Annotated in this window: 31 protein-coding genes; 16 read left to right on the top strand and 15 right to left on the bottom strand. The window is 55.7% G+C overall.

Annotated features, from left to right (window positions below):
* Positions 1 to 194: 194 nt before the first annotated feature.
* Entirely contained in the window at positions 195 to 416 is a 222-nt protein-coding gene (locus AC2TDA_RS08940) for a DUF6151 family protein (RefSeq protein WP_480878996.1), read from the top strand.
* Positions 417 to 611: 195 nt separating this feature from the next.
* On the opposite strand, the gene AC2TDA_RS08935 is transcribed toward AC2TDA_RS08940, so the two are convergent.
* Genes AC2TDA_RS08935 through AC2TDA_RS08920 form a run of 4 tightly spaced genes read right to left on the bottom strand, consistent with a single transcriptional unit; the run spans position 612 to position 3,413 of the window.
* Positions 612 to 1,226, bottom strand: a complete 615-nt coding sequence (locus AC2TDA_RS08935; RefSeq protein WP_480846367.1) for a hypothetical protein — start codon at positions 1,224 to 1,226, stop codon at positions 612 to 614.
* A 20-nt stretch (positions 1,227 to 1,246) separates the two neighbouring features.
* On the bottom strand, positions 1,247 to 1,672 hold the full coding sequence (locus AC2TDA_RS08930; RefSeq protein ID WP_480878995.1) for a VOC family protein: 426 nt from the start codon (positions 1,670 to 1,672) through the stop codon (positions 1,247 to 1,249).
* Positions 1,672 to 2,664, bottom strand: a complete 993-nt coding sequence (locus tag AC2TDA_RS08925; RefSeq protein ID WP_480878994.1) for an alpha/beta hydrolase — start codon at positions 2,662 to 2,664, stop codon at positions 1,672 to 1,674. The genes AC2TDA_RS08930 and AC2TDA_RS08925 overlap by 1 nt, the downstream gene beginning before the upstream one ends.
* On the bottom strand, positions 2,664 to 3,413 hold the full coding sequence (locus AC2TDA_RS08920) for an alpha/beta fold hydrolase (protein WP_480878993.1): 750 nt from the start codon (positions 3,411 to 3,413) through the stop codon (positions 2,664 to 2,666). Before AC2TDA_RS08920 ends, AC2TDA_RS08925 begins: the two co-directional genes overlap by 1 nt.
* A 193-nt stretch (positions 3,414 to 3,606) precedes the next feature.
* Here AC2TDA_RS08920 and thrS point away from each other — a divergent pair, with 193 nt between their 5' ends.
* The 5 genes from thrS (at position 3,607) to AC2TDA_RS08895 (ending at position 8,292) form a co-directional block, all read left to right on the top strand.
* Entirely contained in the window at positions 3,607 to 5,565 is a 1,959-nt protein-coding gene (thrS, locus tag AC2TDA_RS08915) for a threonine--tRNA ligase (RefSeq protein WP_480878992.1), read from the top strand.
* A gap of 221 nt (positions 5,566 to 5,786) precedes the next feature.
* The gene (locus AC2TDA_RS08910; RefSeq protein ID WP_480846218.1) at positions 5,787 to 6,089 is read left to right on the top strand and encodes a BufA1 family periplasmic bufferin-type metallophore; all 303 of its coding nucleotides are present in this window, start codon (positions 5,787 to 5,789) and stop codon (positions 6,087 to 6,089) included.
* 72 nt (positions 6,090 to 6,161) lie between these two features.
* Complete coding sequence (gene bufB / locus AC2TDA_RS08905; protein WP_480878990.1) at positions 6,162 to 7,019, top strand: MNIO family bufferin maturase; 858 nt, start codon at positions 6,162 to 6,164, stop codon at positions 7,017 to 7,019.
* A complete protein-coding gene (locus AC2TDA_RS08900) occupies positions 7,016 to 7,777 on the top strand; it encodes an HvfC/BufC family peptide modification chaperone (RefSeq protein ID WP_480878988.1) in 762 nt (253 codons plus the stop codon). The genes bufB and AC2TDA_RS08900 overlap by 4 nt, the downstream gene beginning before the upstream one ends.
* On the top strand, positions 7,774 to 8,292 hold the full coding sequence (locus AC2TDA_RS08895) for a DoxX family protein (RefSeq protein WP_480878987.1): 519 nt from the start codon (positions 7,774 to 7,776) through the stop codon (positions 8,290 to 8,292). Before AC2TDA_RS08900 ends, AC2TDA_RS08895 begins: the two co-directional genes overlap by 4 nt.
* A gap of 1 nt (position 8,293) precedes the next feature.
* Here the strand turns inward: AC2TDA_RS08895 and AC2TDA_RS08890 are convergent, their stop codons facing one another.
* Both AC2TDA_RS08890 and AC2TDA_RS08885 read right to left on the bottom strand, forming a co-directional pair.
* Positions 8,294 to 8,662 (bottom strand): hypothetical protein, encoded by a 369-nt coding sequence (locus tag AC2TDA_RS08890; RefSeq protein WP_480878986.1) that lies wholly within the window; start codon positions 8,660 to 8,662, stop codon positions 8,294 to 8,296.
* 41 nt (positions 8,663 to 8,703) lie between these two features.
* Positions 8,704 to 9,021 carry an ArsC/Spx/MgsR family protein gene (locus tag AC2TDA_RS08885; RefSeq protein WP_480878985.1) on the bottom strand — a complete coding sequence of 106 codons (318 nt, stop codon included), beginning with the start codon at positions 9,019 to 9,021 and terminating at the stop codon, positions 8,704 to 8,706.
* A 217-nt stretch (positions 9,022 to 9,238) separates the two neighbouring features.
* Between AC2TDA_RS08885 and AC2TDA_RS08880 the strand changes: the two genes are divergently transcribed.
* Positions 9,239 to 9,445, top strand: coding sequence for a cold-shock protein (locus tag AC2TDA_RS08880; RefSeq protein WP_085796749.1), 207 nt, complete (start codon positions 9,239 to 9,241; stop codon positions 9,443 to 9,445).
* Positions 9,446 to 9,522: 77 nt separating this feature from the next.
* On the opposite strand, the gene AC2TDA_RS08875 is transcribed toward AC2TDA_RS08880, so the two are convergent.
* On the bottom strand, positions 9,523 to 9,825 hold the full coding sequence (locus AC2TDA_RS08875) for a hypothetical protein (protein WP_480896857.1): 303 nt from the start codon (positions 9,823 to 9,825) through the stop codon (positions 9,523 to 9,525).
* Between the two features lie 59 nt (positions 9,826 to 9,884).
* Positions 9,885 to 10,796, bottom strand: a complete 912-nt coding sequence (thyX, locus tag AC2TDA_RS08870) for an FAD-dependent thymidylate synthase (RefSeq protein ID WP_480878983.1) — start codon at positions 10,794 to 10,796, stop codon at positions 9,885 to 9,887.
* A 178-nt stretch (positions 10,797 to 10,974) separates the two neighbouring features.
* Here thyX and AC2TDA_RS08865 point away from each other — a divergent pair, with 178 nt between their 5' ends.
* The 3 genes from AC2TDA_RS08865 to AC2TDA_RS08855 are packed head-to-tail and all read left to right on the top strand — an operon-like array spanning position 10,975 to position 12,820.
* Entirely contained in the window at positions 10,975 to 11,403 is a 429-nt protein-coding gene (locus AC2TDA_RS08865; RefSeq protein ID WP_480846231.1) for a VOC family protein, read from the top strand.
* Positions 11,370 to 12,104: a DUF1194 domain-containing protein gene (locus AC2TDA_RS08860; RefSeq protein WP_480878982.1), complete on the top strand. Its 735-nt coding sequence runs from the start codon at positions 11,370 to 11,372 to the stop codon at positions 12,102 to 12,104. The genes AC2TDA_RS08865 and AC2TDA_RS08860 overlap by 34 nt, the downstream gene beginning before the upstream one ends.
* A complete protein-coding gene (locus tag AC2TDA_RS08855; protein ID WP_480878981.1) occupies positions 12,101 to 12,820 on the top strand; it encodes a DUF1194 domain-containing protein in 720 nt (239 codons plus the stop codon). Before AC2TDA_RS08860 ends, AC2TDA_RS08855 begins: the two co-directional genes overlap by 4 nt.
* Before the next feature lie 3 nt (positions 12,821 to 12,823).
* Here AC2TDA_RS08855 and AC2TDA_RS08850 read toward each other — a convergent pair whose 3' ends face one another.
* From AC2TDA_RS08850 to AC2TDA_RS08840, 3 genes are all read right to left on the bottom strand, one after another.
* Positions 12,824 to 13,321, bottom strand: coding sequence for a MarR family winged helix-turn-helix transcriptional regulator (locus AC2TDA_RS08850; RefSeq protein ID WP_480846235.1), 498 nt, complete (start codon positions 13,319 to 13,321; stop codon positions 12,824 to 12,826).
* Positions 13,322 to 13,398: 77 nt separating this feature from the next.
* A complete protein-coding gene (locus AC2TDA_RS08845) occupies positions 13,399 to 13,656 on the bottom strand; it encodes a succinate dehydrogenase assembly factor 2 (RefSeq protein ID WP_480846237.1) in 258 nt (85 codons plus the stop codon).
* On the bottom strand, positions 13,653 to 14,045 hold the full coding sequence (locus tag AC2TDA_RS08840) for a helix-turn-helix domain-containing protein (protein WP_480846238.1): 393 nt from the start codon (positions 14,043 to 14,045) through the stop codon (positions 13,653 to 13,655). Before AC2TDA_RS08840 ends, AC2TDA_RS08845 begins: the two co-directional genes overlap by 4 nt.
* 91 nt (positions 14,046 to 14,136) lie before the next feature.
* Between AC2TDA_RS08840 and AC2TDA_RS08835 the strand changes: the two genes are divergently transcribed.
* Positions 14,137 to 15,339 (top strand): pyridoxal phosphate-dependent aminotransferase, encoded by a 1,203-nt coding sequence (locus AC2TDA_RS08835; protein ID WP_480879487.1) that lies wholly within the window; start codon positions 14,137 to 14,139, stop codon positions 15,337 to 15,339.
* A gap of 14 nt (positions 15,340 to 15,353) precedes the next feature.
* Complete coding sequence (locus tag AC2TDA_RS08830) at positions 15,354 to 15,755, top strand: hypothetical protein (protein WP_480878979.1); 402 nt, start codon at positions 15,354 to 15,356, stop codon at positions 15,753 to 15,755.
* Positions 15,756 to 15,767: 12 nt separating this feature from the next.
* Here the strand turns inward: AC2TDA_RS08830 and AC2TDA_RS08825 are convergent, their stop codons facing one another.
* Both AC2TDA_RS08825 and AC2TDA_RS08820 read right to left on the bottom strand, forming a co-directional pair.
* Complete coding sequence (locus AC2TDA_RS08825) at positions 15,768 to 17,132, bottom strand: MATE family efflux transporter (RefSeq protein WP_480846241.1); 1,365 nt, start codon at positions 17,130 to 17,132, stop codon at positions 15,768 to 15,770.
* 250 nt (positions 17,133 to 17,382) lie between these two features.
* Positions 17,383 to 17,991 (bottom strand): carboxymuconolactone decarboxylase family protein, encoded by a 609-nt coding sequence (locus AC2TDA_RS08820; RefSeq protein ID WP_480878977.1) that lies wholly within the window; start codon positions 17,989 to 17,991, stop codon positions 17,383 to 17,385.
* 152 nt (positions 17,992 to 18,143) lie between these two features.
* Here AC2TDA_RS08820 and AC2TDA_RS08815 point away from each other — a divergent pair, with 152 nt between their 5' ends.
* The 4 genes from AC2TDA_RS08815 (at position 18,144) to AC2TDA_RS08800 (ending at position 23,453) form a co-directional block, all read left to right on the top strand.
* Positions 18,144 to 19,010, top strand: coding sequence for a methyltransferase family protein (locus tag AC2TDA_RS08815; RefSeq protein WP_480846243.1), 867 nt, complete (start codon positions 18,144 to 18,146; stop codon positions 19,008 to 19,010).
* Positions 19,011 to 19,019: 9 nt separating this feature from the next.
* Positions 19,020 to 19,871: a sterol desaturase family protein gene (locus tag AC2TDA_RS08810; protein ID WP_480846244.1), complete on the top strand. Its 852-nt coding sequence runs from the start codon at positions 19,020 to 19,022 to the stop codon at positions 19,869 to 19,871.
* A gap of 372 nt (positions 19,872 to 20,243) precedes the next feature.
* Positions 20,244 to 22,202 (top strand): DNA topoisomerase IV subunit B, encoded by a 1,959-nt coding sequence (parE, locus tag AC2TDA_RS08805; RefSeq protein WP_480846246.1) that lies wholly within the window; start codon positions 20,244 to 20,246, stop codon positions 22,200 to 22,202.
* 969 nt (positions 22,203 to 23,171) lie between these two features.
* Positions 23,172 to 23,453 carry a hypothetical protein gene (locus AC2TDA_RS08800; RefSeq protein WP_480846247.1) on the top strand — a complete coding sequence of 94 codons (282 nt, stop codon included), beginning with the start codon at positions 23,172 to 23,174 and terminating at the stop codon, positions 23,451 to 23,453.
* A 21-nt stretch (positions 23,454 to 23,474) separates the two neighbouring features.
* Here AC2TDA_RS08800 and AC2TDA_RS08795 read toward each other — a convergent pair whose 3' ends face one another.
* Positions 23,475 to 24,245: an alpha/beta hydrolase gene (locus tag AC2TDA_RS08795; protein ID WP_480878975.1), complete on the bottom strand. Its 771-nt coding sequence runs from the start codon at positions 24,243 to 24,245 to the stop codon at positions 23,475 to 23,477.
* Positions 24,246 to 24,327: 82 nt separating this feature from the next.
* The gene (locus tag AC2TDA_RS08790; RefSeq protein WP_480878974.1) at positions 24,328 to 25,167 is read right to left on the bottom strand and encodes an EamA family transporter; all 840 of its coding nucleotides are present in this window, start codon (positions 25,165 to 25,167) and stop codon (positions 24,328 to 24,330) included.
* Between the last annotated feature and the right edge of the window lie 154 nt (positions 25,168 to 25,321).

Raw genomic sequence — 25,321 nt, 5'->3', positions numbered from 1 at the left:
AGAAGCAAGAAATTGACCTGAAACTTCGTCCTTTCCTGCACTCGCAGCGTTATGCGAAGCCGCCTTGCCGCAAATGGCGTAGCGCCCGGGATGCACGCGGTATGCTCTTGCCGCAATTGCGGGGCATCTTAGGTGTTTTCCGGTCAACCGGCCTCCGCGCCGAGCCCGGATGAAACTCTTCAACCTACACCCGAATGCGTCATCATCAAAAGGGGTCGGAGCATCTGGCTGCAATGCAACTCAGCCCCAAAGGCATGATGCGCTGGTACGCAACGTGCTTTAACGCTCAGCTTACCACGACCTATCAATTGCCGATAACCTCGTTTGGCGGTTTCATCACCAAACGCATCGCCGCCCCGACACCCTTGGGGCCCGTCACCACACGCAAGATTGTTCCCATACCCAGCGAGAAGTAAAAGCACAAAAAATCGCAATATGGGGTCAATGGGCTTCTAAAATGCGCAGTGGCATCGCGTCTTTCAGGCCGTTGGAAGTCTTCACTTTTCTTCAATCCAGAAACTGGTGAGTCTATCGTCGCACCAACGATCCTGACCCAAAAAGAACGCATAGCTTTCTTCGGCGGAGTGCAAAGCGTAACTGCCGCTTAGTGCTCAAGGATAATTCAGTCCGCGGAAAGCCGGGAAATCCGCGTATCTCTTGCGCCTTTCAACAAGGGCTTCATCCGGTGTTGCGCCCGGTCGCAACAGACAACCGCGTGGAGCGATATAGCTGTCGATGCGTCGTATCGGGGTTGGACGCCAGACAAGGTTAAACGCGCAGAGTTTCGGAAAGAACCAAATCTCGGAATAATCCAGATGGTCATGCATCCACCATGCAAGATCGCGCCAATCGCGCCCCTCGGCGTAACGGTCCGCAAACCACGGAATCACGATAGAAGCCCCGGCGATACGTTCGTCGCCCTCGCCTCGGTCCCAGATATGACATTCCAGCGGATGATCGTTACGGGCGCAGTTCAGCTTGTTCTCGTTTCCGAACTGATTCAGTGAGGGTGAGCGATAGCCGGACCGCACAGCAATGCGCCCAAAGGTTTCCTCAAGCGGGTCCAGCAGGGTTTCGCAGAATACCCGCCCGGTTTCGATCGCCAGATCAGGGTTCTCCGGAATGTTCTGCATACCATGGAAGTTGCCGATCTCAGAGTACAAAAAGTCGCGCATAAAGAAGTGCCGGGATAAGCGTACGCGGCCCAAGGTTTCGAGGCTCCACATACTTCCTGGCTTGCGCATGGTCAGTACCCGTTCCAGCGAAAGGAGCCGTCCGGACCCAGTTTCGAGAACGGGTTGAAGGCCACCTCCCAGATCGTTCCTTCGGGTGTGCGGAAATAGCCATGATGCCCGCCCCAGAATACATCTGAGGCAGGTTTCAGAATCTCCGCACCCGCTTCATCAGCCTTGGTCAGCACGTCTGCCACGACTTCCTTGGATCGACAATTGTAGCTTAGGGTAAGGGCCCCTTGCCCTAGCGTGCTGATATCGACACCGATTTCTTCAGCCAGTGCCGAGAGTGGGTAGAGACCAAGTGTCTGACCAATCAGGTCAAATGCGATCACGCCGTCCGAGCTATCGACCCTTTGCCAGCCCAGTTTTTCGTAGAACACTGCGGCTGCTTCAGGATCTTCCACACCCACCGTAATTAAGCTGACACGTTGTTCCATCACTCAATCCCCTGCTCTTTCAGCCACGACAGAATACCCGCCACGGCTGCATCTGTCTGTCCCGGCGACATCAGCCGCCCCGCGACCACGTGCGAAGACGGATCATCCCCCGGCCCCATCTTGACCAAATTTACAGTAGCGGTTGCGCCCCAAGCCTCGGCAACATTGTGCGTCAGATCAGGCCGAACCACCTGATCGTCGTCCGAGAACCAGAAGAAGGCCGGGATTTTTACTTCCGAGAAATCAAGCGCGTAAACCGTTTCGACCAGCACCGTCATCGGAACCACCGCTTCCCATGGATAAATTGATGACCAATACTTGTTCTTCTCGGGATCGGGGCTCGAAACATCACGCTCCTGTCCCATCAGGATGGGCAACCAGATTCTGGCCCACGGCAAGCCGGGTATCCACGCCCCAATCGTATTGACGCCAAAGTTCGGCGAGACGAACACCATCCCGGCGACATCCTTGCTCAGTTCCGGGTTCAACGCAGCGGCCGCAGCCAGCGTTCCACCCGTCGACGTCGAAATGATGACGACACTTTCACCGACGGCGCGCGCTGCGGCTAGCCCCTCGGCCAAATCCTGCATCCAGCCCGTAGCCGTCCCTTCCGCCATTGCATCGTCACTGCGGCCATGCCCTTGCAATCGGGTGTAGACCAGATTTGCCCCTAACGCGTCCGCCACCAGGTCAGGCACAGGACGGATTTCTTCGGAAGTGGCCGAGAACCCATGGATGTAAAGAACTGAGACAGGTGTGCTTTTCTCTTTGAAACCATCCTGCCAGATCACCCGCTTTTCGACGCCGGGCTTGATGTCATCAAATACGGATTCCGTGCTTTCAAAATAGACCTGCACACCTTCGCCAAACTTCCGCGAGTCAAAACTCGGGTTCAAGTTCACCGTCTCGCGGGGGCCAAACCAATAGACAAGAGCGCCAATTGCAATAACCGCCAGAAGGACACGCCCCAAGGTACGTCCAAAGCGCCGCATCAGCTGTTCACCATGACACTCAGAACTGCCTGTTCGATCATCTCCAGACACAGTTCGTCCGAAAACCGGTGGTCGGCATCCTTGACCAGAGTCAGACGCATATCTGGCCCAGTGGCGTGCTCCAGCAACCGAACTGCAGTTTCCGTGGAGACCGCTGTATCCGCTGTCCCTTGCAGGAATCTCACGGGAAACGGCAATTCCAATGGCGCGCGCAGAACCAAGTGCTTGCGGCCGTCCTCTATCATGCGCTTGGTGATGACGTAAGGCTCCATATAGTCAGAGGGCAGCTCGACCTGCCCCACGATGTCCAGTGCTGCCTTCTGCTCCTCGGTGAAAGACGCCCAGTACCCATCCTCTGTAAAATCCGGCGCGGCGGCAATGGTGACCATCCCCGCGATCCGGTCAGGAATTTCGCGAGCCAACAGCAGAGCCTGCCAGCCCCCCATGGACGAACCAACGACAATCAGAGGCCCCTCTGTCAGCACCGAAACTGCAGCCAGCGTATCTTTGTGCCAATCACCAATGCACCCTTCGGTGAACGTTCCCGAGCTCTCACCGTGACCTGAATAATCAAACCGCAGGTAGCTTTGGCCGCGCGCTTGCGCCCAGGCTTCAAGATGCACCGCTTTGGTGCCCTCCATGTCCGACTTCAGCCCGCCAAGAAAAACAATAGTCGGCCCCTCACCTTCACTTTTGTGATACGCAAGTTGCCGCCCCTGTGCGGTATCCAGAAAATTCGTAGCAGCCATGAAACTCTCTTTCGCTTTTGGCTCATCATGCACGGCAGACATTGGGCCGCAATTCCCGAATTCCGTTCCCCGGTAGTGTTACACCCGATCTTTCACCACTCTTGACAGCTCATGCTGCACCTGCCACATGAGCCGAACACCATAACCCGCAACCGGGCGTTCTGTGGGCGCCAAACCGACGAGGAGAGCCGATATGGCCCTGGATTCAAAATCCGTCTCTCTCACCTTTCCTGATGGCAATGCTCGATCCTTTGACGCAGGCGTTACGCCGGCGCAAATCGCTGCCGACATCTCAACATCGCTGGCAAAAAAAGCCATCTCGGCCACGGTGAATGGCCAGCATTGGGACCTGCAATGGCCCATCGAAGCGGATGCCGACATCGCTATCCACACCATGAAGGACGAAGTTCAGGCGAACGAACTGATCCGCCACGACCTGGCCCACATCATGGCGCGTGCCGTGCAGGAGATCTGGCCGGACACCAAAGTCACAATCGGCCCAGTCATCGAAAACGGTTGGTACTATGACTTTGACCGCGCCGAGCCTTTCACGCCCGAAGACCTCGGCCTGATCGAGAAAAAGATGAAGGAAATCATCAACAAGCGCGACCCCGTGACCACCGAAGTCTGGGACCGTCAACGTGCGATCGATTTCTACACTCAGAATAACGAGCCCTATAAGGTCGAACTGATCGAAGCCATTCCGGGCGACGAGCCACTGCGCATGTACTGGCACGGCGACTGGCAGGACCTGTGCCGCGGCCCACACCTGCAGCACACCGGACAGGTTCCGGGCGACGCCTTCAAGCTGATGAGCATTGCTGGCGCCTATTGGCGCGGCGACAGCAGTCGCGCAATGTTGCAACGTATCTACGGCGTTGCCTTCACCGGCAAGGAAAAGCTCAAAGCACACCTGCACATGCTGGAAGAGGCTGCCAAACGTGACCACCGCAAGCTGGGCCGCGAGATGGATTTGTTTCACATGCAGGAAGAGGCCCCGGGCCAGATCTTCTGGCACCCTAATGGCTGGACCATCTACACCTCATTGCAGGATTACATGCGTCGTGCCCAGCAACGTGGCGGTTATGTTGAGGTAAACACGCCTCAGGTCGTTGATCGAAAGCTGTGGGAAAAGTCCGGGCACTGGGACAAATATCAAGAGCATATGTTCATCGTCGAAGTGGACGAGGAACACGCACGCGAGAAGTCGGTCAACGCGCTTAAGCCGATGAACTGCCCCTGCCACGTTGAAATCTTCAAGCAGGGACTGAAGTCATATCGCGATCTGCCACTGCGTATGGCCGAGTTTGGATCGTGTGCACGATACGAACCATCGGGTGCGTTACACGGTATTATGCGCGTCCGTGGTTTCGCGCAGGATGACGCGCACATCTTTTCGACCGAAGATCAGATCGGCGACGAGTGCGCGCGCTTTATCGGCTTCCTGACGGACGTCTATAAGGACCTTGGGTTTGAAAGCTTTAAGATCAAATTCTCGGACCGACCAGAACAACGTGCGGGATCGAACGAGGTTTGGGACAAAGCCGAAAAAGCGCTGCTGGCATCGACACGGGCTGCTGGCGTCGAACCAGAGCTGAACCCCGGTGAAGGCGCGTTTTACGGGCCGAAACTGGAATTTGTTCTGACCGATGCAATTGGCCGGGACTGGCAGTGTGGCACATTCCAAGTGGACTTTGTTCTGCCTGAACGGTTGGACGCCACCTATATTGGCGCGGACGGCGCCAAGCACCGACCGGTCATGCTGCACCGCGCCTGCCTTGGCTCCTTCGAACGGTTCATCGGTATCCTGATCGAGGAACACGCGGGTAAGCTGCCTTTCTGGCTGGCGCCACGTCAGGTTGTAGTCGCTTCGATCACCTCGGATGCAGATGACTACGTGATGGAAGTGGTTGAAACGCTCAAGGCAGCCGGTGTTCGCGCCGAGGCTGATGTCCGTAACGAGAAGATCAACTACAAAGTCCGCGAGCATTCGGTCGGCAAGGTTCCGGTCATTTTGGCCGTCGGTCACCGAGAGGTCGACGAGCGCACGGTCAGCGTCCGCCGACTGGGTGAGAAACAGACAAAGGTTGAATCACTTGAAGCTGTAACAATTGAGCTGGGCCAGGCCGCGACCCCACCAGACCTGTTGTAACATTCGGTAGCAAATTGCACTGAATCCGGCCCCCGCTTTGGGGCCGGATTGAAACATTTCCATTTTTCCACTTTAAAAACAGATTGTTAACGCACAAGGTGACATGACTACCTTTGACGCGCTCGTGAGACACGGGCTCGTGAATTCAACTCTGGCCGCCAAGCCATTACCTTTATCATTGTCATAAGCAGACATACCCAGTCATCAAGAGGATTTCCGAGATGTCGAACACCGCTAAGTCCCTGGTCATCGCGACCGCAGTCGCAGCCGCTGTATCTGGCGCAGCCACAACAGCATCCGCACAAGCCAAAGAAAAGTGCTATGGCGTTTCGCTGGCCGGTCAGAACGACTGTGCCGCTGGCCCCGGCACCACTTGCGCGGGCACCTCGACTGTCGATTATCAGGGCAACGCATGGACACTGGTTGACGCTGGTACTTGCGCCGATATCGAACTGCCGAAATCGGCGGACGGTGCAGCGCGCAATGGTTCGCTCGAACCGCTGGAGCGTGACCTGCCGGCATAAGGCCACGCAAACGAAGATTTTGGGGGCGGGCAATATCGCTCGCCCTTTTCGTCGTAGTCAGGGAACACGCTGATGTTGGATAACGCACTCCGATCAAATCGACTGCCTGCCGCACCAGGCGTGGGATACAAACCGCAGCACTTTTCTCAGATCCTTGAACACGCAAGGCCAGTGACCTGGCTTGAAATTCACGCCGAGAACTACATGGGCGACGGTGGCCGTCCGCTGGCGCAGCTTCGGCATCTGTCCGAACAGTTCCCCATTTCCGTTCATGGTGTCGGCCTGTCCATCGGCGGAGAGGCTCCCCTGGACCCAGATCACTTGGCTCGTTTGAAACATCTGGTCGGCTGGCTTAACCCGGCCAGTTTTTCCGAGCATTTGGCCTGGTCTACCCATGACAGCCATTTCCTGAACGATCTACTTCCCCTGCCCTATACCGACACCACGCTGGAGCGCGTCTGCAATCACATCGATCAGGTGCAAGATGCGGTCGGGCGGAAGATGCTGCTGGAAAATCCCTCGAGCTATCTGGCGTTCGAGGAAAGCACCTGGACCGAGCCTGATTTCTTGCGAGAAATTGCACGGCGCACTGGCTGTGGCTTGTTGTTGGACGTAAACAATGTTTTCGTATCCGCCACCAATCTCGAGTTTTCGCCCCAAGGCTATGTCGATGCCTACCCGCTGGAGCAGGTAGGCGAAATACACCTTGGTGGCCACGACGAGGACGAGGACGATCATGGCCGCCCTCTGTTAATCGACAGTCACGGGCGCGAAGTCGTCGATCCGGTTTGGGCCCTGCTGGACTATGTTTTGGACCGGTCCGGGTCCAAGCCAATTCTGATCGAATGGGACACCGATGTTCCCGACTGGCCGATCCTGCGGGCCGAAGCGGAACGCGCGCAAGCGGCGTTGGACCGGGTTCCGGCATGAGTGTATCGCAAACCGATTTCCACTCGGCTCTCTTGGATGCCAACCAACCGGTTCCGGACGGTTTGCTGGACGCCGCCGATCATCCGGCGGGACGGCGATTCAGTGTTTACCGCAATAACGTCGCCGTTTCACTGACCGAAGCGATGCATCTAGCCTTCCCCGTGATCACCAAACTCCTGGGGTCTCAGAACATGGATGGGTTGGCGGGAATTTTCCTGCGCCGACATCCCCCATCTTCACCGTTGATGATGTTTTACGGCGAAGAGTTCCCTGATTTTCTGGCTGGGATGGAGCAACTGTCTCATCTGGGTTACTTACCGGATGTCGCCCGACTGGAGCTTGCCATACGGCAATCCTATCACGCCACCGACAGCCAACCGATCAAACCGGAGGCATTGGCTGTGCCGCCAGAAGACTTGATGCAGGCGAAACTCGCCTTGGCTCCACCTATGCAGATTGTACGCTCGGATTGGCCGATTCATGCAATCTGGCAATTCAACACACAGCCGGATGCTCCCAAACCCGAGGCAGACGCACAGGACGTTCTGATTACCCGCCCGGACTATGACCCTGCCCCGCATCTGTTGCCGCCCGGCGGTGCCGACTGGATCGCGCAGCTACAGAACGGGCAAACCGTCGGCGGCGCTTTCGAGGCAACCACTGCACAAACCCCCGACTTTGACCTGGGGACTACTCTGGCACTGCTCTTGCAGGGCGGAGCGATAACTTCCGTGACTATCGAAAGGCTGGATACATGACTGCCCTGATTTCAACGTACAACAACTCTATGGCAAAGGTGGATCACGCCTCGGGCTGGTTGACGCCCACGCTGGCGCGGGTGGTCTTTATCGCTGTCTTGTTTTTCTACTATTGGAACTCGGCCACGCTGAAGATTGACGGCTCGATCTTTTCACCCTCGGCTGGCGCATTCGGGCAGATTTTTCCCAAGGCCGCTGAGGCCGTATTGTATGACGTAAGCCAGATGACCTTTTTTCAGCGCATCGTCATCTTTTTTGGCACGGTGGCCGAATTTGCCCTGCCCGTCTTACTGGCTGTGGGCCTGCTGACCCGCCTTGCCGCGCTAGGCATGATCGGCTTTGTTTGGGTTCAGACTCTGACTGACGTCGTAGGTCACAACGTCAAACTCGGCAGCCTGTTCGACAACGCAATAACACTGATGGATCAGCGGGTGATGTGGACATTCCTGCTGCTGGTGATTGTGATTAACGGAGCGGGCCCGATCTCGATAGACCGGGTTCTGCGCCTGAGATAATCTAGAAATGCGCCTTGGGCTCGTCCGGTTTTCCCGCGGCCAGCCCAAGGATTCCGGCCACGCTAGCAAAGGCAATCGGGAACATGGTGAACACGCCAAAACCAAAGGCGTAATACATGCCAGCCGCCGAAAGCAGCAGCAAAACTCCGGCAATCAGTGCACGCGCATGAGCCATAGCGCCACCGGCAATGGCCAGAAGCGGCGCCAGAATTGAGGCAGCCTGCACCAGTTCGGGATTCTCGACCTGCTCAGCAAATCCTTCGATCTCACCAAACTGGTCGACGAGTTCAACAAAGCCATACCCAAAGAAGCCGACAATCATTCCAACAAGGCCGGCGATGACGCCCAAGATCATTGCAGCGTTTCGCATTCTTCCGTCTCCATAGTTTCAGATGTCAGATATGTGGTTTCTTAGGCGACACCAAGACCTCGGCGCGTATCTTCGGTCCAGCCCAGAAACAGCTCCCCGTTTGACTCGATCAGCGGGCGCTTCATCAAGGCGGGGTATTCCGCCATCAGGTCCAGAGCAGGACGATCACGCTGAGATTCATCCAATTCACGCCAGGTTGTTGACCGCGTATTGAGCAAGGCTTTGCCGAAACGTTCGTAAGCCATTGTCATTACAGAGTCGGGCACTCCTTGCACCCGGACATCCACAAATTCAACATTTTTGAGTAATTTCAAGGCTTTGCGGCACGTATCGCAAGTTTTCAAGCCATAAAGGCGCATGATTGGGCTGTTCCTGTTGTTGATGCAAAGTTGGGCAAAATGAAATGCTTACCCCAGTTATTCTTGATTTTTTACTTCACCGTGCAATGTTGAAAAAGACGAAACACGCAATTCGGGCCATATCGTTTGCGCGAAACGGTGATGTGTTGCGGGTGAGTCAACGACTGCCCCCACCAATTTTGTGGGACAACGTGTAAGTAGGAAGGAGACACGGGAAATGCCTACCGGCACCGTGAAATGGTTTAATACAACCAAAGGCTATGGGTTTATCGCCCCCGACGAAGGCGGCAAAGACGTGTTTGTTCATATCTCGGCCGTTGAACGATCCGGTCTGACCGGGCTCGCCGATAATCAGAAAGTCGCGTACGAGCTGCAGGATGGACGTGACGGTCGTCAAATGGCGTCTGATTTGAAGCCATTATAAGTCTGATCTCGCCACAGGTGGGACATCTAAAAATAGGTTAGCGGCCAATTTCCGGCCGTTGACCGCTTTATCCAAAGTTATCCTCGCGTCGGAGTTTGTTCGGTGTGAGTAAACCAGTTTTCGCCCATGGCAACGATGCACGACGTGCCAGTGGCGTATGTGATGACCAGAGTCCAATCGCCGGATTTGCTGGTCCAGACTTCCATGATCTGCTCTGGTCCGCGCATGCCTGACGCAACTTGCGTGGACCCAAACTGACGCAGCAGCTTGTCATGCATTCTGCTGGTAGGTTCGCAGATCACTTCAGCGATGGGAGATTTGGCCTGTGCGGGATTAACCAGCATCAGAACCAGTGCAAAATACCGGATATAGACAGCCACCGTCATGCATCAAATGTAACAGATCCATGACGGCACGTATAGACAATTGATATGCGACTTCAGCCCTCGCGGATCACGTCCTGAAACTCGCGCCACTCTCGAGCGGTGAGGCCAGAGGTCTCTTGCGTAACCGCTTCTCCGGCCAGCATCCGACGCATACAGCTTACCATCTGTGCGGACAAATTGACTGCGCCCAGCCGGTAATCTTCGAACGCGCGATAGGCGAAGGGCAGCCAATCAGCCACGATCTTGCACATGGTTTCGGCATACACCCGGATTTCATATTGGGCATGCGGGTCGGCACGCAGACGCAGGAAGTGGAACAGGTTGTGCAAATCCACTTTCCAATACCATTGCGTGTAGATATTTGCCGGCAGGTTCATACGCGCCAGTTCCCGGGCCAGTCCCTGCTGTCCGTCTTGATCAATCATCGCCTCGTAATTGTCATAGCACCGCGCACTGTCAGCCTTAAGAATCTCCAGAACGCGAGCCGCCTCTTCTCCCTGCAGAGCGTCACCACGACCTTGGTTGTTGACCTCGGACTGGGCGGCCACATGCTCGGGCGCGGGAATATAGAATTCGCGATCCAGGATCGAATAGCGGGCCGAGTATTCGTTCACATTTGCCGTCCGATGGCGTATCCACTGACGCGCCACAAAGACGGGCAACTTAACGTGCAATTTGACTTCGCACATCTCGAACGGTGTCGAATGCCAATGCCGCATCAGGTAGCGGATCAACCCTTCGTCATTCTGCACCGACTTGGTGCCCTTGCCGTAAGACACGCGCGCCGCCTGGCAGATCGCGGCATCATCACCCATATAGTCGATCACCCGGACAAAGCCGTGGTCCAGGACCTGATGCGCCGTATAAAGGTGATCTTCCATACCTTTAGCAACAACACGGCGGGTCGAGTTGGACTGCGCACGTTGCGCTTCGATCTCGGCCAGTTGGTCGGCAGACAGCGGCATGAAATTATCCTTTCCAGAAATGAGTCGCCTGCCACTATATCTCGTTGAACACCCCACCGGAACCGCGAGATGTGCGGCGTAGCGCGCAATTTCCGAATTGTGTCCTACCTGCCCTCTCGACATGGCAAGCCTGCGCGCTAAGCTGCTGAACATCACAATCAATGCAAGGAAAGTCGCGATGGGGCTGACATATCTTCACACCATGGTCCGCGTGAAGGATCTGGAGAAATCCATAGCGTTCTACGAACTGCTGGGCCTGAAGGAAACCCGGCGGTACGACAGTGAGGCCGCGCGCTTTACCCTGGTGTTTCTGGCCCCTCCAGGTCAGGAAGATGCGCCGATCGAGTTGACATACAACTGGGATGGTGACGACGAATTGCCCAGCGACAGCCGTCATTTCGGGCACCTCGCCTACGGCGTCGACAATATCTACGACACCTGCCAGCACCTTCAGGACAATGGTGTTGTCATCAACCGCCCGCCGCGCGACGGACGCATGGCTTTTGTCCGGTCACCCGACAATATCTCGGTCGAACTGCTGCAAAACGGCGCGGCCCTGGAACCGGCCGAACCATGGGCCAGCATGGAAAGCACCGGCACCTGGTGATCCGCTGGCTGGCATCCTTTGGGCTGGCCGTAATGGCCGGCCCTATTCAGGCTGAAACCTGTCGTCTCGCTCTCGCTCTGGCAATAGACATTTCAACTTCGGTCGACGCTAATGAGGATGTGTTACAGCGGCAGGGTCTTGCGGCAGCACTGATCGCACCTGAGGTTCAAGACGCATTTTTCTCATCCTCGTCGCCTGTTGCTCTGGCGGTCTATGAATGGAGTGGACGCGAAGTCCAGCGGGTTATTCTCGACTGGAAGATGATTGACGACGACTACGACCTGATCCATGCATCTTCACTCATTTCGCAATCCGTCCGCTCGGACAGCGGTTCAGCTACGGCAATGGGATATGCTCTGGCATTTGGCGCCACCCTGATGCAGCAGGCACCCAATTGCCTTTTTCAAACCATAGATCTGTCTGGGGATGGATCGAACAACGATGGTTATGGACCACGCATAGCCTACAAGCACTTTCCATTTGACGACATTGTCGTGAACGGCCTAGTCATCAATGCTGCCGATTTTGAGGGCGAGCTGTATTTGATCCCGTTCTTCGAAAACAATGTGTTGCGCGGCCCCGGAGCGTTTCTGGAAATCGCAGATGGGTTCGATGATTTCGAGCGCGCCATGCGCAGGAAACTGGAACGGGAACTAAACGCGATTGAATTGAGTGCAATACCGCCAGGTCATCCAAATTGATCCGTTTGCTGGCCCTTCTTTTCAGCCTGATGGCTTGTCCGGTTTGGGCCGAATGCCGTCAGGCACTGGCCTTGGGACTGGATGTGTCTGGATCGGTCGACAGTCAGGAATACCGCCTGCAACTCGATGGGTTAGCGGCCGCTTTACGCCGCCCTGAGGTTCAGCAATTGATCGTATCTGGATCCGACGCACCCGTTCGTCTCGCAGTTTTTGAGTGGAGCGAAACTGGACATCAGCGCATCCTTGTAAACTGGACAGAAATCGTTTCTGCGTCGGAGTTGCAGGAGGTCGCCCAACATCTGAACTCGGTAACGCGGTCTGCAGCCCCACAGGGCACTGCTGTTGGCTCTGCGATGGTGTTTGGGGCTGAGCTTTTGGCCGGACAATCCGATTGCTGGAAGCGCACGTTGGATCTGTCCGGCGACGGCAAGCACAACCTTGGGGCCCATCCACGCGACGTCAAAAAGACCTTGAACCGATCTGGCATCACGATCAACGGGTTGGTGATCGGTGCCGATGACCCGTCACACGGCGATAAACGATACGTCCAGGTCGGTGAATTGTCTGCCTATTATAATGCATGGGTCATTTTGGGTCCAGGAGCCTTTGTCGAGGTCGCCTTGGGTTTTGAAGCGTATGAAGACGCAATGACGCGCAAGCTGATTAAAGAGTTGGAAGGGCTAGTCCTATCGGAACTCAGCCCGGAGGCGCGATGAAACTCAATAAATATACCTGATCTGGTCGGTCCAATATCTTTCCACGCGACGCAGCGATCCAGTGATATCCTCAATCCCTTCGATGCCCAGAACGCCCCGGCTTTGCAGGCCCTCTGCGTGGCGGGCAAACAGATCGGATACGATGTCCCGGATTTCCCGCCCGCGCGGTGTAAGCCGGACGCGAACCGAACGCCTGTCGATCTCACAACGCTGATGGTGCATGTACCCCATCTCGACCAGCTTCTTGAGATTATAGCTGACGTTGCTGCCCTGATAATACCCGCGGCTTTTCAACTCTCCTGCGGTGACTTCATGATCACCGATATTGAACAGCAGCAGAGCCTGCACCGCGTTGATTTCCAGAACACCAACGCGTTCGAACTCGTCCTTTATGACGTCCAGCAGCAACCTGTGCAGGCGCTCGACCAGCGCCAAAGCCTCTAGGTAGCTGGACATGTACCCCTTTATCCCCTGCGCGGAGACCTGCATTTCCAAACTCATACGATCCTCCGATTCATCGCGCCGTTGCAGACAAGATGACGCGAATTCCCGAAAAATCGGTTAAGCCGAATTTTAGTCTATTTTTGAAAGGTTTCCGCGATTTCAGCGATCAGCTCTGCAAAGGGCTCTGGTGCAGCAGCCTGACCTGTAACCCATTGATAAAGGTCCTGATCGTTTTCGTGCAACAGCGCGTCGTAAGTATCCAACTGGGCCAGATCCATCGTGTTCAGATTGCGATCGGCATAAGCAGACAGGATCAGATCCATTTCCTTGATCCCACGCCGCATTGAACGCATTTTCATGCGTTTAATCCGCGTTTCGCGCGGCTCGGTCATTCGCTTTCTTCCAGTTTTTGGCGTAAAGCTTTTTCAACGCGCGCCAACCGTTCGGAGCTGGCACGCATTTCCCCCCGAATGGAACGCATCTCGGCAACCAGAGGCGCCAGGTCAGTATTTCCGTCACTGATCGCATTCGGGGCATCCGTGCCCTCACCCTCGCCTGTGAGCAACCACATGATCGAGACGTTGAGCATACCGGCCATCATCGAAAGCTTGTTTGCCCGGGGTTCAGACACATCATCTTCCCATCCGACGACGGTGGCTTTCTTGACGCCCAGGCGACGGGCCAATTGTGTCTGCGTCATTCCTGTGGCCTCACGCGCGCCCGCTACACGATCCCCGAATGTCGCCGCGTTCGGCCCGAACCAGTCCGTTTCGTCGTTCATTGGGGTCTCCTGCACATGTAGCCTGTATGACTTGATCGTATTTCTGGCGCACCCTATGACAGTCCGGACCAACTTACAAACCGAGGCCGCCATGACCTTCCTGTCTGCGACACTGTCGCGCGTCAAACCCTCTCCGACGATTGCCATGACCGCGAAAGCAGCCGAGTTGAAAGCGGCAGGGCGCGATGTCATCGGTCTGAGCGCAGGTGAGCCGGATTTCGACACTCCCCAGAACATCAAGGACGCCGCCGTAGCGGCAATCGCGGCTGGCAAAACGAAGTACACTGCACCCGACGGCATTCCCGAGCTGAAACAGGCGGCTTGCGCCAAGATGAAGCGTGATCACGGGTTGGATTACACACCTGCCCAGATTTCCGTCGGAACGGGTGGCAAGCAGACGTTGTACAATGCCCTGATGGCAACGATGAATGACGGTGACGAAGTCGTCATCCCTGCGCCCTACTGGGTCAGCTATCCAGATATGGTATTGCTGGCCGGGGGGACTCCGGTCGTGGTTGAAACCACTCTGGAAAACAATTTCAAGCTGACACCTGAGCAATTAGAGGCGGCGATCACGCCCAAAACCAAGTGGTTCATTTTCAATTCGCCCTCCAACCCGACAGGAGCCGGATACAGCCGAGACGAACTGAAGGCGCTTACCGAGGTCCTGATACGTCATCCACATGTCTGGATAATGTCTGATGATATGTACGAGCATCTGGCCTATGACGGATTTGAATTCTGCACGCCCGCCGAGGTCGAACCCCAGCTCTATGACCGGACGCTCACCTGCAATGGCGTGTCCAAAGCATATGCCATGACCGGCTGGCGCATTGGATATGCAGCCGGCCCGGTCGAGATCATCGCGGCGATGCGCAAGATCCAGTCGCAATCGACGTCGAACCCCTGCTCGGTTAGCCAATGGGCTGCGGTCGAGGCGCTGAATGGCACGCAGGCGTTTCTGGCCCCCAACGCGGACATTTTCAAACGCCGTCGCGACCTGGTTGTCGAAATGCTAAACCGGATTGAAGGCATTACCTGCCCTACACCAGAAGGCGCTTTTTATGTCTATCCCTCCATCGCTGGCCTGATCGGCAAGACGACGCCCGCTGGAACCATCATCGATTCGGATGAAACCTTCGCCAACGCACTTCTGGAAGAGGCAGATGTGGCTATAGTCTTTGGCGCGGCCTTTGGTCTGTCGCCCAATTTCCGGGTCAGCTATGCAACTTCCGATGAGGCGTTGAAAGAGGCTTGCACCCGTATCCAACGGTTTTGCGCCGAATTGACCTGACCACGGAGGAACACATGACTGCAGAACTGCCTGAGTTTTACTTTCGCGTGCGCGAGAATGGTGCAGCCGTGTTCAGGGTCGATACAGAAAACCGTCAGCAGCGGATCGAATTGAACCAGATTGCCGTTCTCAACATCCGCAATGGAGAGGTCAAACCTCACGGACAACATGTTCTGACGTCGGCCGAATCCGCAGAGATCGCCCGTTGGATGGACGAGCGCAGAACCCTGTTGGAAATGCGGGACATCGATGACATTCATCGCGCGGTGGATCATCTGAACCGGACAACTCAATGGGCACAGTCCAAGGCTTCGGACGATCAACTGGAGGACGTCACTGACCGGCTGTTGATGGCAATGCACGACCTACGCACTGTGTTGGTTCGCAAAAAGGCTGATCGTTTGAACAAAGACTGAGACGGGATCGGGTTATTCCGCAGGAACGGGAATTCCGCGGACGGACCTCAACCAGAAACGAGCCATGAGCAATACCGCCGCAAAGGCGAGGCCAAGGACAAGGCCCAACCAGACACCGATCCCGCCCATTTCCTGGACGAATCCAAAAAAATAAGAGGCTGTAATTCCTACGCCCCAGTAGCTGAGCGCAGCCATGACCAATGGTATCTTCGCGTCCTGCAGTCCGCGCAACAGACCCAGCGCGATGACCTGTGCGCCGTCTACCAACTGAAACAGAGCAGCCATTGCCAGAAGGCCGGTCCCGATCGCCAAGATCAGTGGACGCTGTGGATTATCTGACTCGATAAACAGCGAAATCAGCGGCTCGGCGCAAGTCAGGAACAACACGATCGCCATAAAGGACATCACCAAAGACATACCTGTAACAGCGATCGCCCCTTTTTCCAAATGCGCTCGGTCACGCCGGCCCAGAGCATTGCCCGCCCGGATCGTTGCCACGTTGGAAAGGCCGAGATGTACCATGAACGTCGCAGACGCAAGAGTCATCGCAATTCCATGTGCTGCCAGTGGCACTTGCCCCAGCCAGCCCATCATCACGGCGGAGGTCGCAAATAACGACACTTCGGCCAAAGTCGTCAGACCGATCGGAATACCCAGCCGCAATACGCTGAAAAACATTTCCCAGTCCGGGCGCCAGAAACGTTGGAACAGACTGTGCTCGGGCAATGCTCGAACCGCGTAGATCACCACACATATCAGCGAGACAACTTGCGTCACGACTGAAGCAATAGCCGCACCGGCGGCCCCTAATTCGGGCGCACCCCAGTTACCAAAGATCAGAGCGTAATTGGTAACCCCATTAACCAGCGCGGCCAGCACAGTGATCCACAAGACAATCTGCGTCCGCTCCAGCGCTGCCAGATAAGACTTTAGCACCATCACCAGCAATGCTGGAAACAACCCCCATCCGGCGATCCTCAGATATTCCGATGCAGTTTCAGCAACTTGGGGCTCTTGCTTCAACCCGATCAGAATCGGGTAGGACCACCACAGCAGTGGCATCATCACAGTCGCATAAAGCAAGGACAGCCACAGCCCCATTCGTGTCGAGCGTCGAATGCTGGTCTCATCTTCTTCCGCGGCAGAGGTGGCGACCATTGGCATGACGGCCAATCCGAAACCTGCGCCGAATAGAAACAAAACAAAGAAATAGCTGCTGGCAAGCGTCACGGCGGCCAGCGCCTCGACACCGTACCAACCCAGCATGATGGTATCGGTCAACCCGATCGCAAACTGCGCGAGATGCCCACCGATTAGCGGCAGCCCCAGCACCGCTATGGCTCGAAAATGAGCCGGATATGTCATCACCTTGTTCATCCCGCCAGCCTTAGGGCCGCCATTTGCCCGAGACAAGAGAAGATCTGATTTATTTCAAAGTGAGACTTATGCCATCGGAAAGTCAAAATAGGCCGAGTTCCATCTCACAACACGAACCGACAGTCCACGCGATCCGGTGCCATGCGAAAACAGCGCGCACCATTCATCCAGCTTCAAGCGTACTCTCGAAGGGAAACTCGCTCACCAATCCCACAGCAAGCTTCCGCCTCGACCGGCCAGTTTTCCGCCTTCAGCGATGCCCCCAATCTTCGGGGTTATCCGAATTGTTGGGAGACAAGCCCAATATGTCCCCTTTGGTTGAACACCCCAATCCCAACACGGTACGGTTTGCGTAAGAAAAATAGGAACACACTTGATTGATCTCGAGGATCTCACCGTCATCCCAACCCGCATCACGAAGAGCCTGAACGTCCGATTCAGTCAGATCCGCCGGTGCTTCTGTCAACTTTCGTGCATATTCCATCGCAGCAATTTGCGCCGCATCCAATGGCGCCTCGCACGGTTCACGGTGTTCAATCGCTGTTCGAATGGCGTTACCGCGCTCCTTGTCGCCCAGCAATCGCTGCAGCCCGTTGAAATGGTGTTCGACACAGTACTCGCACCGGTTCAGCGCGCTGACCCAAACGCCCAAAACCTCGAGAAACCACTTTGGGATCTGATTGGCAGAATGATGTAAGACGTTTTTATACATCCCCATATGGCCTTCCATCGAATGTGGGCGCAGAGAATGCACCATCATGATGTTGTCCACATTGCCGCCCGGGCCTGTGACCCGGTCATAGAGTTTTCTAAGCTTGCCCGTTGCCTCTTCAAACGGAATGGTCTTGATCCAGCTCATCGGGTCTCCTTCCTTTGCCTCTGAAAGACATTTTTGTCAGGTCAAAGGTGACCTGGGTCTTCTTCCAGCTTCTATCAACACTTCACCGGCTTCAGGCCGGGACGGAGTTTACCGAACCCTCGAAGCGAAGGCATGTCGCTGCAGAAGCTGTGTTGGATACGATCCAATTCGCACAATTAAACCCTGTCAATCAATATGATACCGGCGCAGGGAAATTGGCGCCTCGCGCGCTGTGCAATCGCATCCCAGAACGTCTCTTTTCATGGCGCGAAACGAAAATCGGGCTTCAATCGCAACAATGCCGAGAAACAAATTGCACCATAATCCAGCGCCATAAATCGAACAAATTTCTGCGGCAGGTAACGAGCCAACGGCACTTTTTGAGCGAAAGCACACAAATGTTTACAGAATTTCTTCGTCAACGACCAACGTTCCTGGATACGTTTGAGAAATATCTGTTGTGCGTCGTATTCTCATTTTTTGCCTACAGAATGGTTAACGGATACCTCGAGACGGGCTCTACTGTCACGCTGTTCTACCTTGCAGACCAACTCATCGTGATGATGTTCATCCTTTTGAGAAGAAGCACCGAAGCAATCAGCACGCGCGTGGATGATTGGTTGATAGGTTTTGCCGGAACGTTTCTTGCCCTGCTTTTTGGCCCCACGAGCGGCAATCCAATCGTGGATCCGACCGTAGTCACAGGACTATTGATTGTTGGCCTAGCTATCCACGTCACCGCGAAACTAACGCTGAGGCGTAGTTTCGGCGTCGTCGCCGCCAATCGCGGCGTCAAAGCGTCCGGAGTTTATAAGCTAGTTAGGCATCCAATGTATACGGGTTACATGATCTCACAAGCGGGGCTTTTGCTGGCAGGGCCGACTGTCAACAACGCGATCGTGCTTGGCCTGTGCTGGGGCCTCTTCTTTTGGCGCATTCGTGCCGAAGAGCGGCTCCTGGGAACTGATCCGGCATATTCGGAACTCGCCCGACACAGACTTCTTCCTGGAATCTATTAGAGGCGTGACATGATCCTCGAATGGTTTGATATCCGCTCTTTCCTTCTGTTCCTTCTGGTGTTCGTACCGCTGGAACATGTGCTGCCCATCCATGAAAAGGCCAAGTTCTTCAGACGCGGTTGGTCCACGGATGTTCTGCACTTCTTCTTCTCTGGCATAGTAATACGGATCGGCCTTTTTGGCGTTATCTATGCCGCATTTCTGTTCGGGACCGCAGCGCTTCCCAACTCTTGGCAGGAATCCGTTCGCGGTCTTCCCTTGTTGGTGCAAATCCCTGCAGTCATTATCATCGCCGACCTCGGATTCTATTTGTCCCATCGTCTTATGCACACGGTCCCTATTCTTTGGCGGTTTCACGCTGTACACCACAGCAGCGAAGAACTGGACTGGCTGGCCGCCTATCGGGTTCACCCGGTCGATCAGGTCATAGTAAAAGGGACATCCCTTGTTCCGATCTTTGTGCTTGGGTTTTCGGAAGCTGCAATAATAGTTTCAGGAGTGATCTACCAATGGCATGCACTTCTGCTGCATTCCAACATCCGGGTGCATTTTGGGCCGCTGAAGTGGTTTTTCGCATCGCCTCAGTTTCATCACTGGCATCACTCGAACCACCGCGAAGCCTATGACAAGAATTTTGCTGGTCAGCTTTCCTTTTGGGACATCGTTTTCGGAACGGCCCACATGCCGGAACATATGCCAGAGCGTTACGGCGTCGACGAAGAGATTCCAGAAAACTATGTGGGGCAGCTCGTGTATCCGTTCAAAAAACCCCAGGACGCCGGTGTGGAAACAGAGCCTAGCCCAACAGTTGACCGGTCGCGAGCCTCCTCTGTTAACAACGGCCCGGTGGAGTCGCACTAAACCAGTTCACCGCGCATCCTGACTAGGTTGTGCGGCTGACCTTTCTTTCGAATTCCTGCGACATACTTGGAACTTACGGGCACAATTTCCAGGTACATGCTGTCTCACGTTTCCAAATCACTTAAGACCTGTTTCACAAGGCTGAGAATCCAATCAGAATGGCTTGAGCCGGAAAATTCACTGTACAATAATTGGCATCTGCGGTGCGAAGCTTCTGATCAAGGAGCTGGGGGACTAAATACTCTTTGACAGCAAGGTCTTTCACGCGGCAAAGCATTTCGCTGCTGGTTCTCCACAACACCTCGCGCCCCTCTTCCCCCGGACCACATCACCTGCCATAATAGGGGAAACTCAAAAACAAGAGCAGCACCCATGCCCGACGATCTGTTGACGCCTAGCGCCACCGCCGCCTATGACGCCTCTTCTATTGAGGTGCTTGAAGGGCTGGAACCGGTCCGCAAACGCCCCGGCATGTATATCGGCGGCACCGATGAGCGTGCACTGCATCATATGGTGGCCGAAATCCTCGATAACTCGATGGATGAGGCCGTCGCCGGTCACGCCAATCGGATCGAGGTGGAATTGCACGAAGACTATGCCCTGACCGTGCGTGACAACGGCCGCGGTATTCCGATCGACCCGCATCCAAAGTTCCCGGACAAATCCGCGCTTGAGGTGATCCTGTGTACCCTGCACGCGGGCGGCAAGTTCTCGGGCAAAGCCTATCAGACCTCGGGCGGCCTGCATGGCGTGGGCGCCTCGGTCGTCAACGCGCTGTCGGATTCGATGGTCGTGCAGGTGGCCCGCGACAAACTGCTTTTCGAACAGCGGTTCTCGCGTGGAATTCCACAAGGCCCGGTCGAAAAAGTGGGCGCAGCGCCGAACCGGCGAGGCACAACCGTAACTTTCCATGCCGATGCTGAAATCTTCGGCCATCACAAGTTCAAACCGGCTCGTCTGTTCAAATCGATCCGTTCCAAAGCCTACCTGTTCTCGGGCGTGGAAATCCGCTGGAAGTCTGCCATCGATGACGGCGAGACGCCGACCGAGGCCAGCTTCCACTTCCCCGGCGGTCTGTCGGATTACCTAAAGGAAACGATGAACGGCTCGTCTACCTATGCCGATCAGCCCTTCGCTGGCACCGTGGACTTTCAGGAGAAATTCCGCACCCCCGGCAAGGTCGAATGGGCGATCAATTGGACGCCCTCGCGCGACGGGTTCATCCAGTCCTACTGTAACACCGTCCCTACGCCCGAAGGCGGGACGCATGTCGCAGGTTTCTGGGCCGCTGTCCTTAAGGGGATCAAAGCCTATGGCGAGTTGATCAACAACAAGAAGGCCGCGCAGATTACACGTGAAGATCTGATCACCGGCGGCTGCGCGCTGGTGTCGTGCTTTATCAGTGAGCCCGAGTTTGTCGGCCAGACCAAGGACCGCCTTGCCACGGTCGAAGCACAACGGCTGGTCGAAAACTCGGTCCGCGACCATTTCGACAACTGGCTGGCCGCAGACACGAAGTCCGCCGGCGCCATTCTCGACTTCCTCATCCTGAGGTCCGAGGAACGTCTGCGCAGACGGGCCGAGAAGGAAACACAACGCAAATCCGCCACTAAGAAACTTCGTCTTCCCGGCAAGCTGGTGGACTGCTCTAGTTCAACACGGGACGGCACGGAATTATTCATCGTCGAGGGCGATTCTGCGGGTGGTTCCGCAAAAATGGGTCGCAATCGTAAGACACAGGCCCTGCTGCCCCTGCGCGGCAAGATTCTGAACGTGTTGGGCGCGGCCAGTTCCAAGCTGGGCACCAATGCCGAGATCAGCGATTTGACTCAGGCGCTGGGTGTAGGGCTTGGCACCAAGTTCAACGTCGACGACCTGCGCTATGACAAGATCATCATCATGACGGATGCAGATGTGGACGGGGCGCATATCGCCTCGCTGCTGATGACGTTCTTCTTTACCCAGATGCGCCCGATGATCGACGCGGGCCACCTGTACCTCGCCTGCCCGCCTCTCTATCGCCTGACCCAAGGCGCCAAGCGCGTCTATTGTCTGGACGAGACCGAGCGCGACGAGTGGCTTGAGAAAGGTCTGGGCGGCAAGGGCAAGATCGACGTCTCGCGCTTCAAAGGTCTGGGTGAGATGGACGCCAAGGACCTGAAAGAGACCACGATGGACCCGGCCTCGCGCAAACTGATCCGCGTCACCATCGACGAGGACGAACCCGGCGAGACCGGCGATCTAGTCGAGCGCCTGATGGGCAAAAAACCCGAACTGCGGTTCCAGTACATTCAGGAGAACGCGCGGTTTGTTGAGGAGTTGGATGTTTAACCGCCTAGGTCTTCAGCGCCGGAATTTGGTGGATCGGATTCAGGGTGAGTCGATCTGGATGCGTATTTAATAGCGTGGAATAACTTCATGCGTTCTTGCCAGATCAAACCCTACCATCTGGAGAGCTCGCCTCGGATTTCCTGAAGATTGCCGTACGCTTGTTCCATTTCCAAAAGAGGTCACAAGATAATGAGATACAAAGCACCGCTTGCGAGACAGGGGCTTCTACCGATGGTTTCATTGCTATTATCCTTCAGTTTTGGATCTCAAGGATTTGCAGAAATGTACTTCCCAAGCCCGGATTTCCGAAAAAATGTGATTGGAGTATCTTCCTACGGTGAGGTCTTTTTTGATGATGGGCAAGCTTTTCGTCTGTGGGGGCTGCATCCAAATCCCGACCCACTGAAGGAATACATTGTCGGTAAGTATCTTGCTTGTGTGTCTGTTGGTGCCTTGACCGTCCGAGACAGTAGAAGTTCGCATACATCAAAAACCATTTTGTGCGCTTTTAGCGGCCCCAGCTTTGCTTCTCGGCACCTCAAATACCTCTCCCAAGACCTAATTCAGCGAGGGATAGCTACAGAACTATGTTCTGAAACAAGAGGCTATTTTGGACACTGTAATTAACGCCACTTGGGAACGGTATGATATGACCGCTCGGGATGTATTCGATGGGTACCCCTTATCTGCTATTACGACCCTGCGCGATGAAGAACGACCATAACCTCGAGGATTATTCAAATAATCTATCAGCCTATTGGGGGCGAGTGGGGCACGTGCATGACGCCTAGCATCACGCCTGTGGTAGTAGGTGAGGAACATCTCTACAAGCCGCACGCAAACACACCTCTTGCCTAACCCGTTGATCTCGTTCACACTTACCCTCAACCCGTCATCCAAGAACGAAATTTGAGGTTCCGAGCGTCCAAGACCCAATGAGACGAACAGATATTCGAACGGGAGGACGACATGAAAACACTAACCCTCGGGCTGGCTTTTGCCCTGCTGGCCAGCCAAGCAACCGCGCAACAGACACTGACCACTGCCTCTCCCATTCCGGACGGCGCCGAGACGCGGTTCTGCTATTACGACGGCATGGCCTATTCACAAGACTCCTTTGTCCTGTTGACCGGCGATAACACTGTCACCGAAACGGTCCGCACGATCCAGGAACGTCTGCTGCGCTGTCATCGCGAAAGCGACGGCACTCTGAAATGGAAACCGCAGAGCACCTTCTCGACCAATAACTGAGAGGATGGGCAGGTGGGCGCCCTAGCCTACCTTCTCGTCCAGCCAAACGGCAATCTGCCCGGCAGGTTTTTCCCAGCCGGGTTCCATGAACAGGAAATGCGCGTGGTTTTCCACGGGCAGGAAGGACGCACGGTCTCCGTACAGTTTGGCCAGCGCGCGGCAGGTATTGGGGTTCACGGCTCGGTCCTCGGTGCCTGACACGATCAGAACCGGGCAGTCGACCTTGTCGATATCGACCTTCATCGCGTGGTGGTCGTCGAACATCCAAAAGAACATCTCGAACATCACCCGCCCGCTTTCGGCGCCCAGACGGTCGAATACCCCATGCTGTTGCGCCTCGGGCATTTTATTGAGCGCAAAGGGGGCCATCAGATCGAACTCGACCCGCATGGGCTGTTTCCAGAACGCTCCGCCCTCCATCAGTGCGCGCGGCACGGCGCGCTCGTCATCGGTTTCCGGCAGCGTGCCCCACGGCGCGTTGGGGTTGATCAGAACGATAGCGCTAGCCAACCCACGGGAAGCCACCTGCTGCGCCACCACACCCGCAATGGCGTGGCCCAGAATGACCGGCTTGCTGTCGAGTCCCTGAACGAAATCCGCAATATCATTGGCATAGTCCAGGACGCTGGTATTGGTCAGACCGGGATCAGGCTCGGCCTTTGGGTCTCCGTCGTGATAGCGCAGCGCCGGGGTGTGTACCGTCCAACCCCGGTTGCGGAAGAAACCCGCGTAACGCTCCATGCACCACGGCCCGGCAAAAGCGCCGTGGATCAGAACAATCTCTTTGGTCATGAAATGCGCTCCCTCGTCAGTCACACCTAATATGCGAGACGAAGGGCGCGATCAGCAAGGTTGCCTGTTGCGGACGCTGGTTTCAGACGGCCATACCGATCAGAGCGACTCCGACTGCCATCAATACCGCAGAACCCAGCCGCCGCATCCAATAGCCCTCTTTCAGGAAGACAAAGCCAATCAGAGCAGCAAAAACAACCGAGGTTTCCCTGAGCGCCGAAACTGCGCCCAGCGGGGCAAAGTTCTTAGCATAGAGCACCAGTCCATAGGCCGTCATTGACACCAGGCCACCCAGTATACCGAGCATCCACGTTTTGGCGGAAAGCGCGGCCAGAGTCTTCCCTTTCCGAATGCCGATGAACCCAGCGATGAACACGTGCAGGAACGCGCCCCAAGCCCAGTAACTGAGCGTGTTGCCGGACAGCCGCACGCCGACGCCATCAACGACCGAATAGATCGATATACAAAAGCCCGTGCCAAGAGCAAAACCAAAGGCCCAAAGCCCGACGCCAGACCGCAGGGCCTTCCAACTGCTCAGTTGGATGCCAACCGCGATCAACGCGATCCCGCCCCAGGCTTGCAACGGCAGCACTTCGCCCACCAACAGCAAAGCCCACAAAGCCACAAGCGCCGGTACAACGCCCCGGGCAATTGGGTAGACGACGCTTAGATCCCCATGCTGATACGCCTTGCCCAGCATGTAGTAATACCCGAAATGCACGACGGTCGAGATCAGGATATATGGAAAACTCTCCGCACTGGGCAGCGGCAGCAACAGAATCATGACCGTTGCAGGTATGACGTGACCCAACGCTACAAGACCCAGAGTCGTCGTCCGGTCGGCCGCGGTTTTGACAATCGCATTCCAAACCGCGTGCAGCAGCGCTGCCGTCAAAATGATGGCGATGACAAACGGTGTCACATCCGGACCTTTCGAGCAGAGAAAACCGGCCCAAAATGCGGGCCGGTGGCGTTACTTGCACAATGATCGGCTGATCACAATACTGCCTTAAACAGCGTGGTCAGGTTTTCTTCGGTCAGTTCGATGGGATTACCGCCGCAAGACGGGTCGATGA

It is taken from the genome of Ruegeria sp. HKCCD6426, from assembly GCF_057221115.1.
This window is presented reverse-complemented; position numbering and strand designations above follow the sequence as displayed.

Excerpts from the sequence above, each read along its gene's own strand:
- AC2TDA_RS08940 (WP_480878996.1), top strand. The coding sequence starts at position 195 with ATGCGTCATCATCAAAAGGGGTCGGAGCATCTGGCTGCAATGCAACTC.
- AC2TDA_RS08935 (WP_480846367.1), bottom strand. The coding sequence starts at position 1,226 with ATGTGGAGCCTCGAAACCTTGGGCCGCGTACGCTTATCCCGGCACTTC.
- AC2TDA_RS08930 (WP_480878995.1), bottom strand. The coding sequence starts at position 1,672 with ATGGAACAACGTGTCAGCTTAATTACGGTGGGTGTGGAAGATCCTGAA.
- AC2TDA_RS08925 (WP_480878994.1), bottom strand. The coding sequence starts at position 2,664 with ATGCGGCGCTTTGGACGTACCTTGGGGCGTGTCCTTCTGGCGGTTATT.
- AC2TDA_RS08920 (WP_480878993.1), bottom strand. The coding sequence starts at position 3,413 with ATGGCTGCTACGAATTTTCTGGATACCGCACAGGGGCGGCAACTTGCG.
- thrS (WP_480878992.1), top strand. The coding sequence starts at position 3,607 with ATGGCCCTGGATTCAAAATCCGTCTCTCTCACCTTTCCTGATGGCAAT.
- AC2TDA_RS08910 (WP_480846218.1), top strand. The coding sequence starts at position 5,787 with ATGTCGAACACCGCTAAGTCCCTGGTCATCGCGACCGCAGTCGCAGCC.
- bufB (WP_480878990.1), top strand. The coding sequence starts at position 6,162 with ATGTTGGATAACGCACTCCGATCAAATCGACTGCCTGCCGCACCAGGC.
- AC2TDA_RS08900 (WP_480878988.1), top strand. The coding sequence starts at position 7,016 with ATGAGTGTATCGCAAACCGATTTCCACTCGGCTCTCTTGGATGCCAAC.
- AC2TDA_RS08895 (WP_480878987.1), top strand. The coding sequence starts at position 7,774 with ATGACTGCCCTGATTTCAACGTACAACAACTCTATGGCAAAGGTGGAT.
- AC2TDA_RS08890 (WP_480878986.1), bottom strand. The coding sequence starts at position 8,662 with ATGCGAAACGCTGCAATGATCTTGGGCGTCATCGCCGGCCTTGTTGGA.
- AC2TDA_RS08885 (WP_480878985.1), bottom strand. The coding sequence starts at position 9,021 with ATGCGCCTTTATGGCTTGAAAACTTGCGATACGTGCCGCAAAGCCTTG.
- AC2TDA_RS08880 (WP_085796749.1), top strand. The coding sequence starts at position 9,239 with ATGCCTACCGGCACCGTGAAATGGTTTAATACAACCAAAGGCTATGGG.
- thyX (WP_480878983.1), bottom strand. The coding sequence starts at position 10,796 with ATGCCGCTGTCTGCCGACCAACTGGCCGAGATCGAAGCGCAACGTGCG.
- AC2TDA_RS08865 (WP_480846231.1), top strand. The coding sequence starts at position 10,975 with ATGGGGCTGACATATCTTCACACCATGGTCCGCGTGAAGGATCTGGAG.
- AC2TDA_RS08860 (WP_480878982.1), top strand. The coding sequence starts at position 11,370 with ATGGGCCAGCATGGAAAGCACCGGCACCTGGTGATCCGCTGGCTGGCA.
- AC2TDA_RS08850 (WP_480846235.1), bottom strand. The coding sequence starts at position 13,321 with ATGAGTTTGGAAATGCAGGTCTCCGCGCAGGGGATAAAGGGGTACATG.
- AC2TDA_RS08845 (WP_480846237.1), bottom strand. The coding sequence starts at position 13,656 with ATGACCGAGCCGCGCGAAACGCGGATTAAACGCATGAAAATGCGTTCA.
- AC2TDA_RS08840 (WP_480846238.1), bottom strand. The coding sequence starts at position 14,045 with ATGAACGACGAAACGGACTGGTTCGGGCCGAACGCGGCGACATTCGGG.
- AC2TDA_RS08835 (WP_480879487.1), top strand. The coding sequence starts at position 14,137 with ATGACCTTCCTGTCTGCGACACTGTCGCGCGTCAAACCCTCTCCGACG.
- AC2TDA_RS08830 (WP_480878979.1), top strand. The coding sequence starts at position 15,354 with ATGACTGCAGAACTGCCTGAGTTTTACTTTCGCGTGCGCGAGAATGGT.
- AC2TDA_RS08825 (WP_480846241.1), bottom strand. The coding sequence starts at position 17,132 with ATGAACAAGGTGATGACATATCCGGCTCATTTTCGAGCCATAGCGGTG.
- AC2TDA_RS08820 (WP_480878977.1), bottom strand. The coding sequence starts at position 17,991 with ATGAGCTGGATCAAGACCATTCCGTTTGAAGAGGCAACGGGCAAGCTT.
- AC2TDA_RS08810 (WP_480846244.1), top strand. The coding sequence starts at position 19,020 with ATGATCCTCGAATGGTTTGATATCCGCTCTTTCCTTCTGTTCCTTCTG.
- parE (WP_480846246.1), top strand. The coding sequence starts at position 20,244 with ATGCCCGACGATCTGTTGACGCCTAGCGCCACCGCCGCCTATGACGCC.
- AC2TDA_RS08800 (WP_480846247.1), top strand. The coding sequence starts at position 23,172 with ATGAAAACACTAACCCTCGGGCTGGCTTTTGCCCTGCTGGCCAGCCAA.
- AC2TDA_RS08795 (WP_480878975.1), bottom strand. The coding sequence starts at position 24,245 with ATGACCAAAGAGATTGTTCTGATCCACGGCGCTTTTGCCGGGCCGTGG.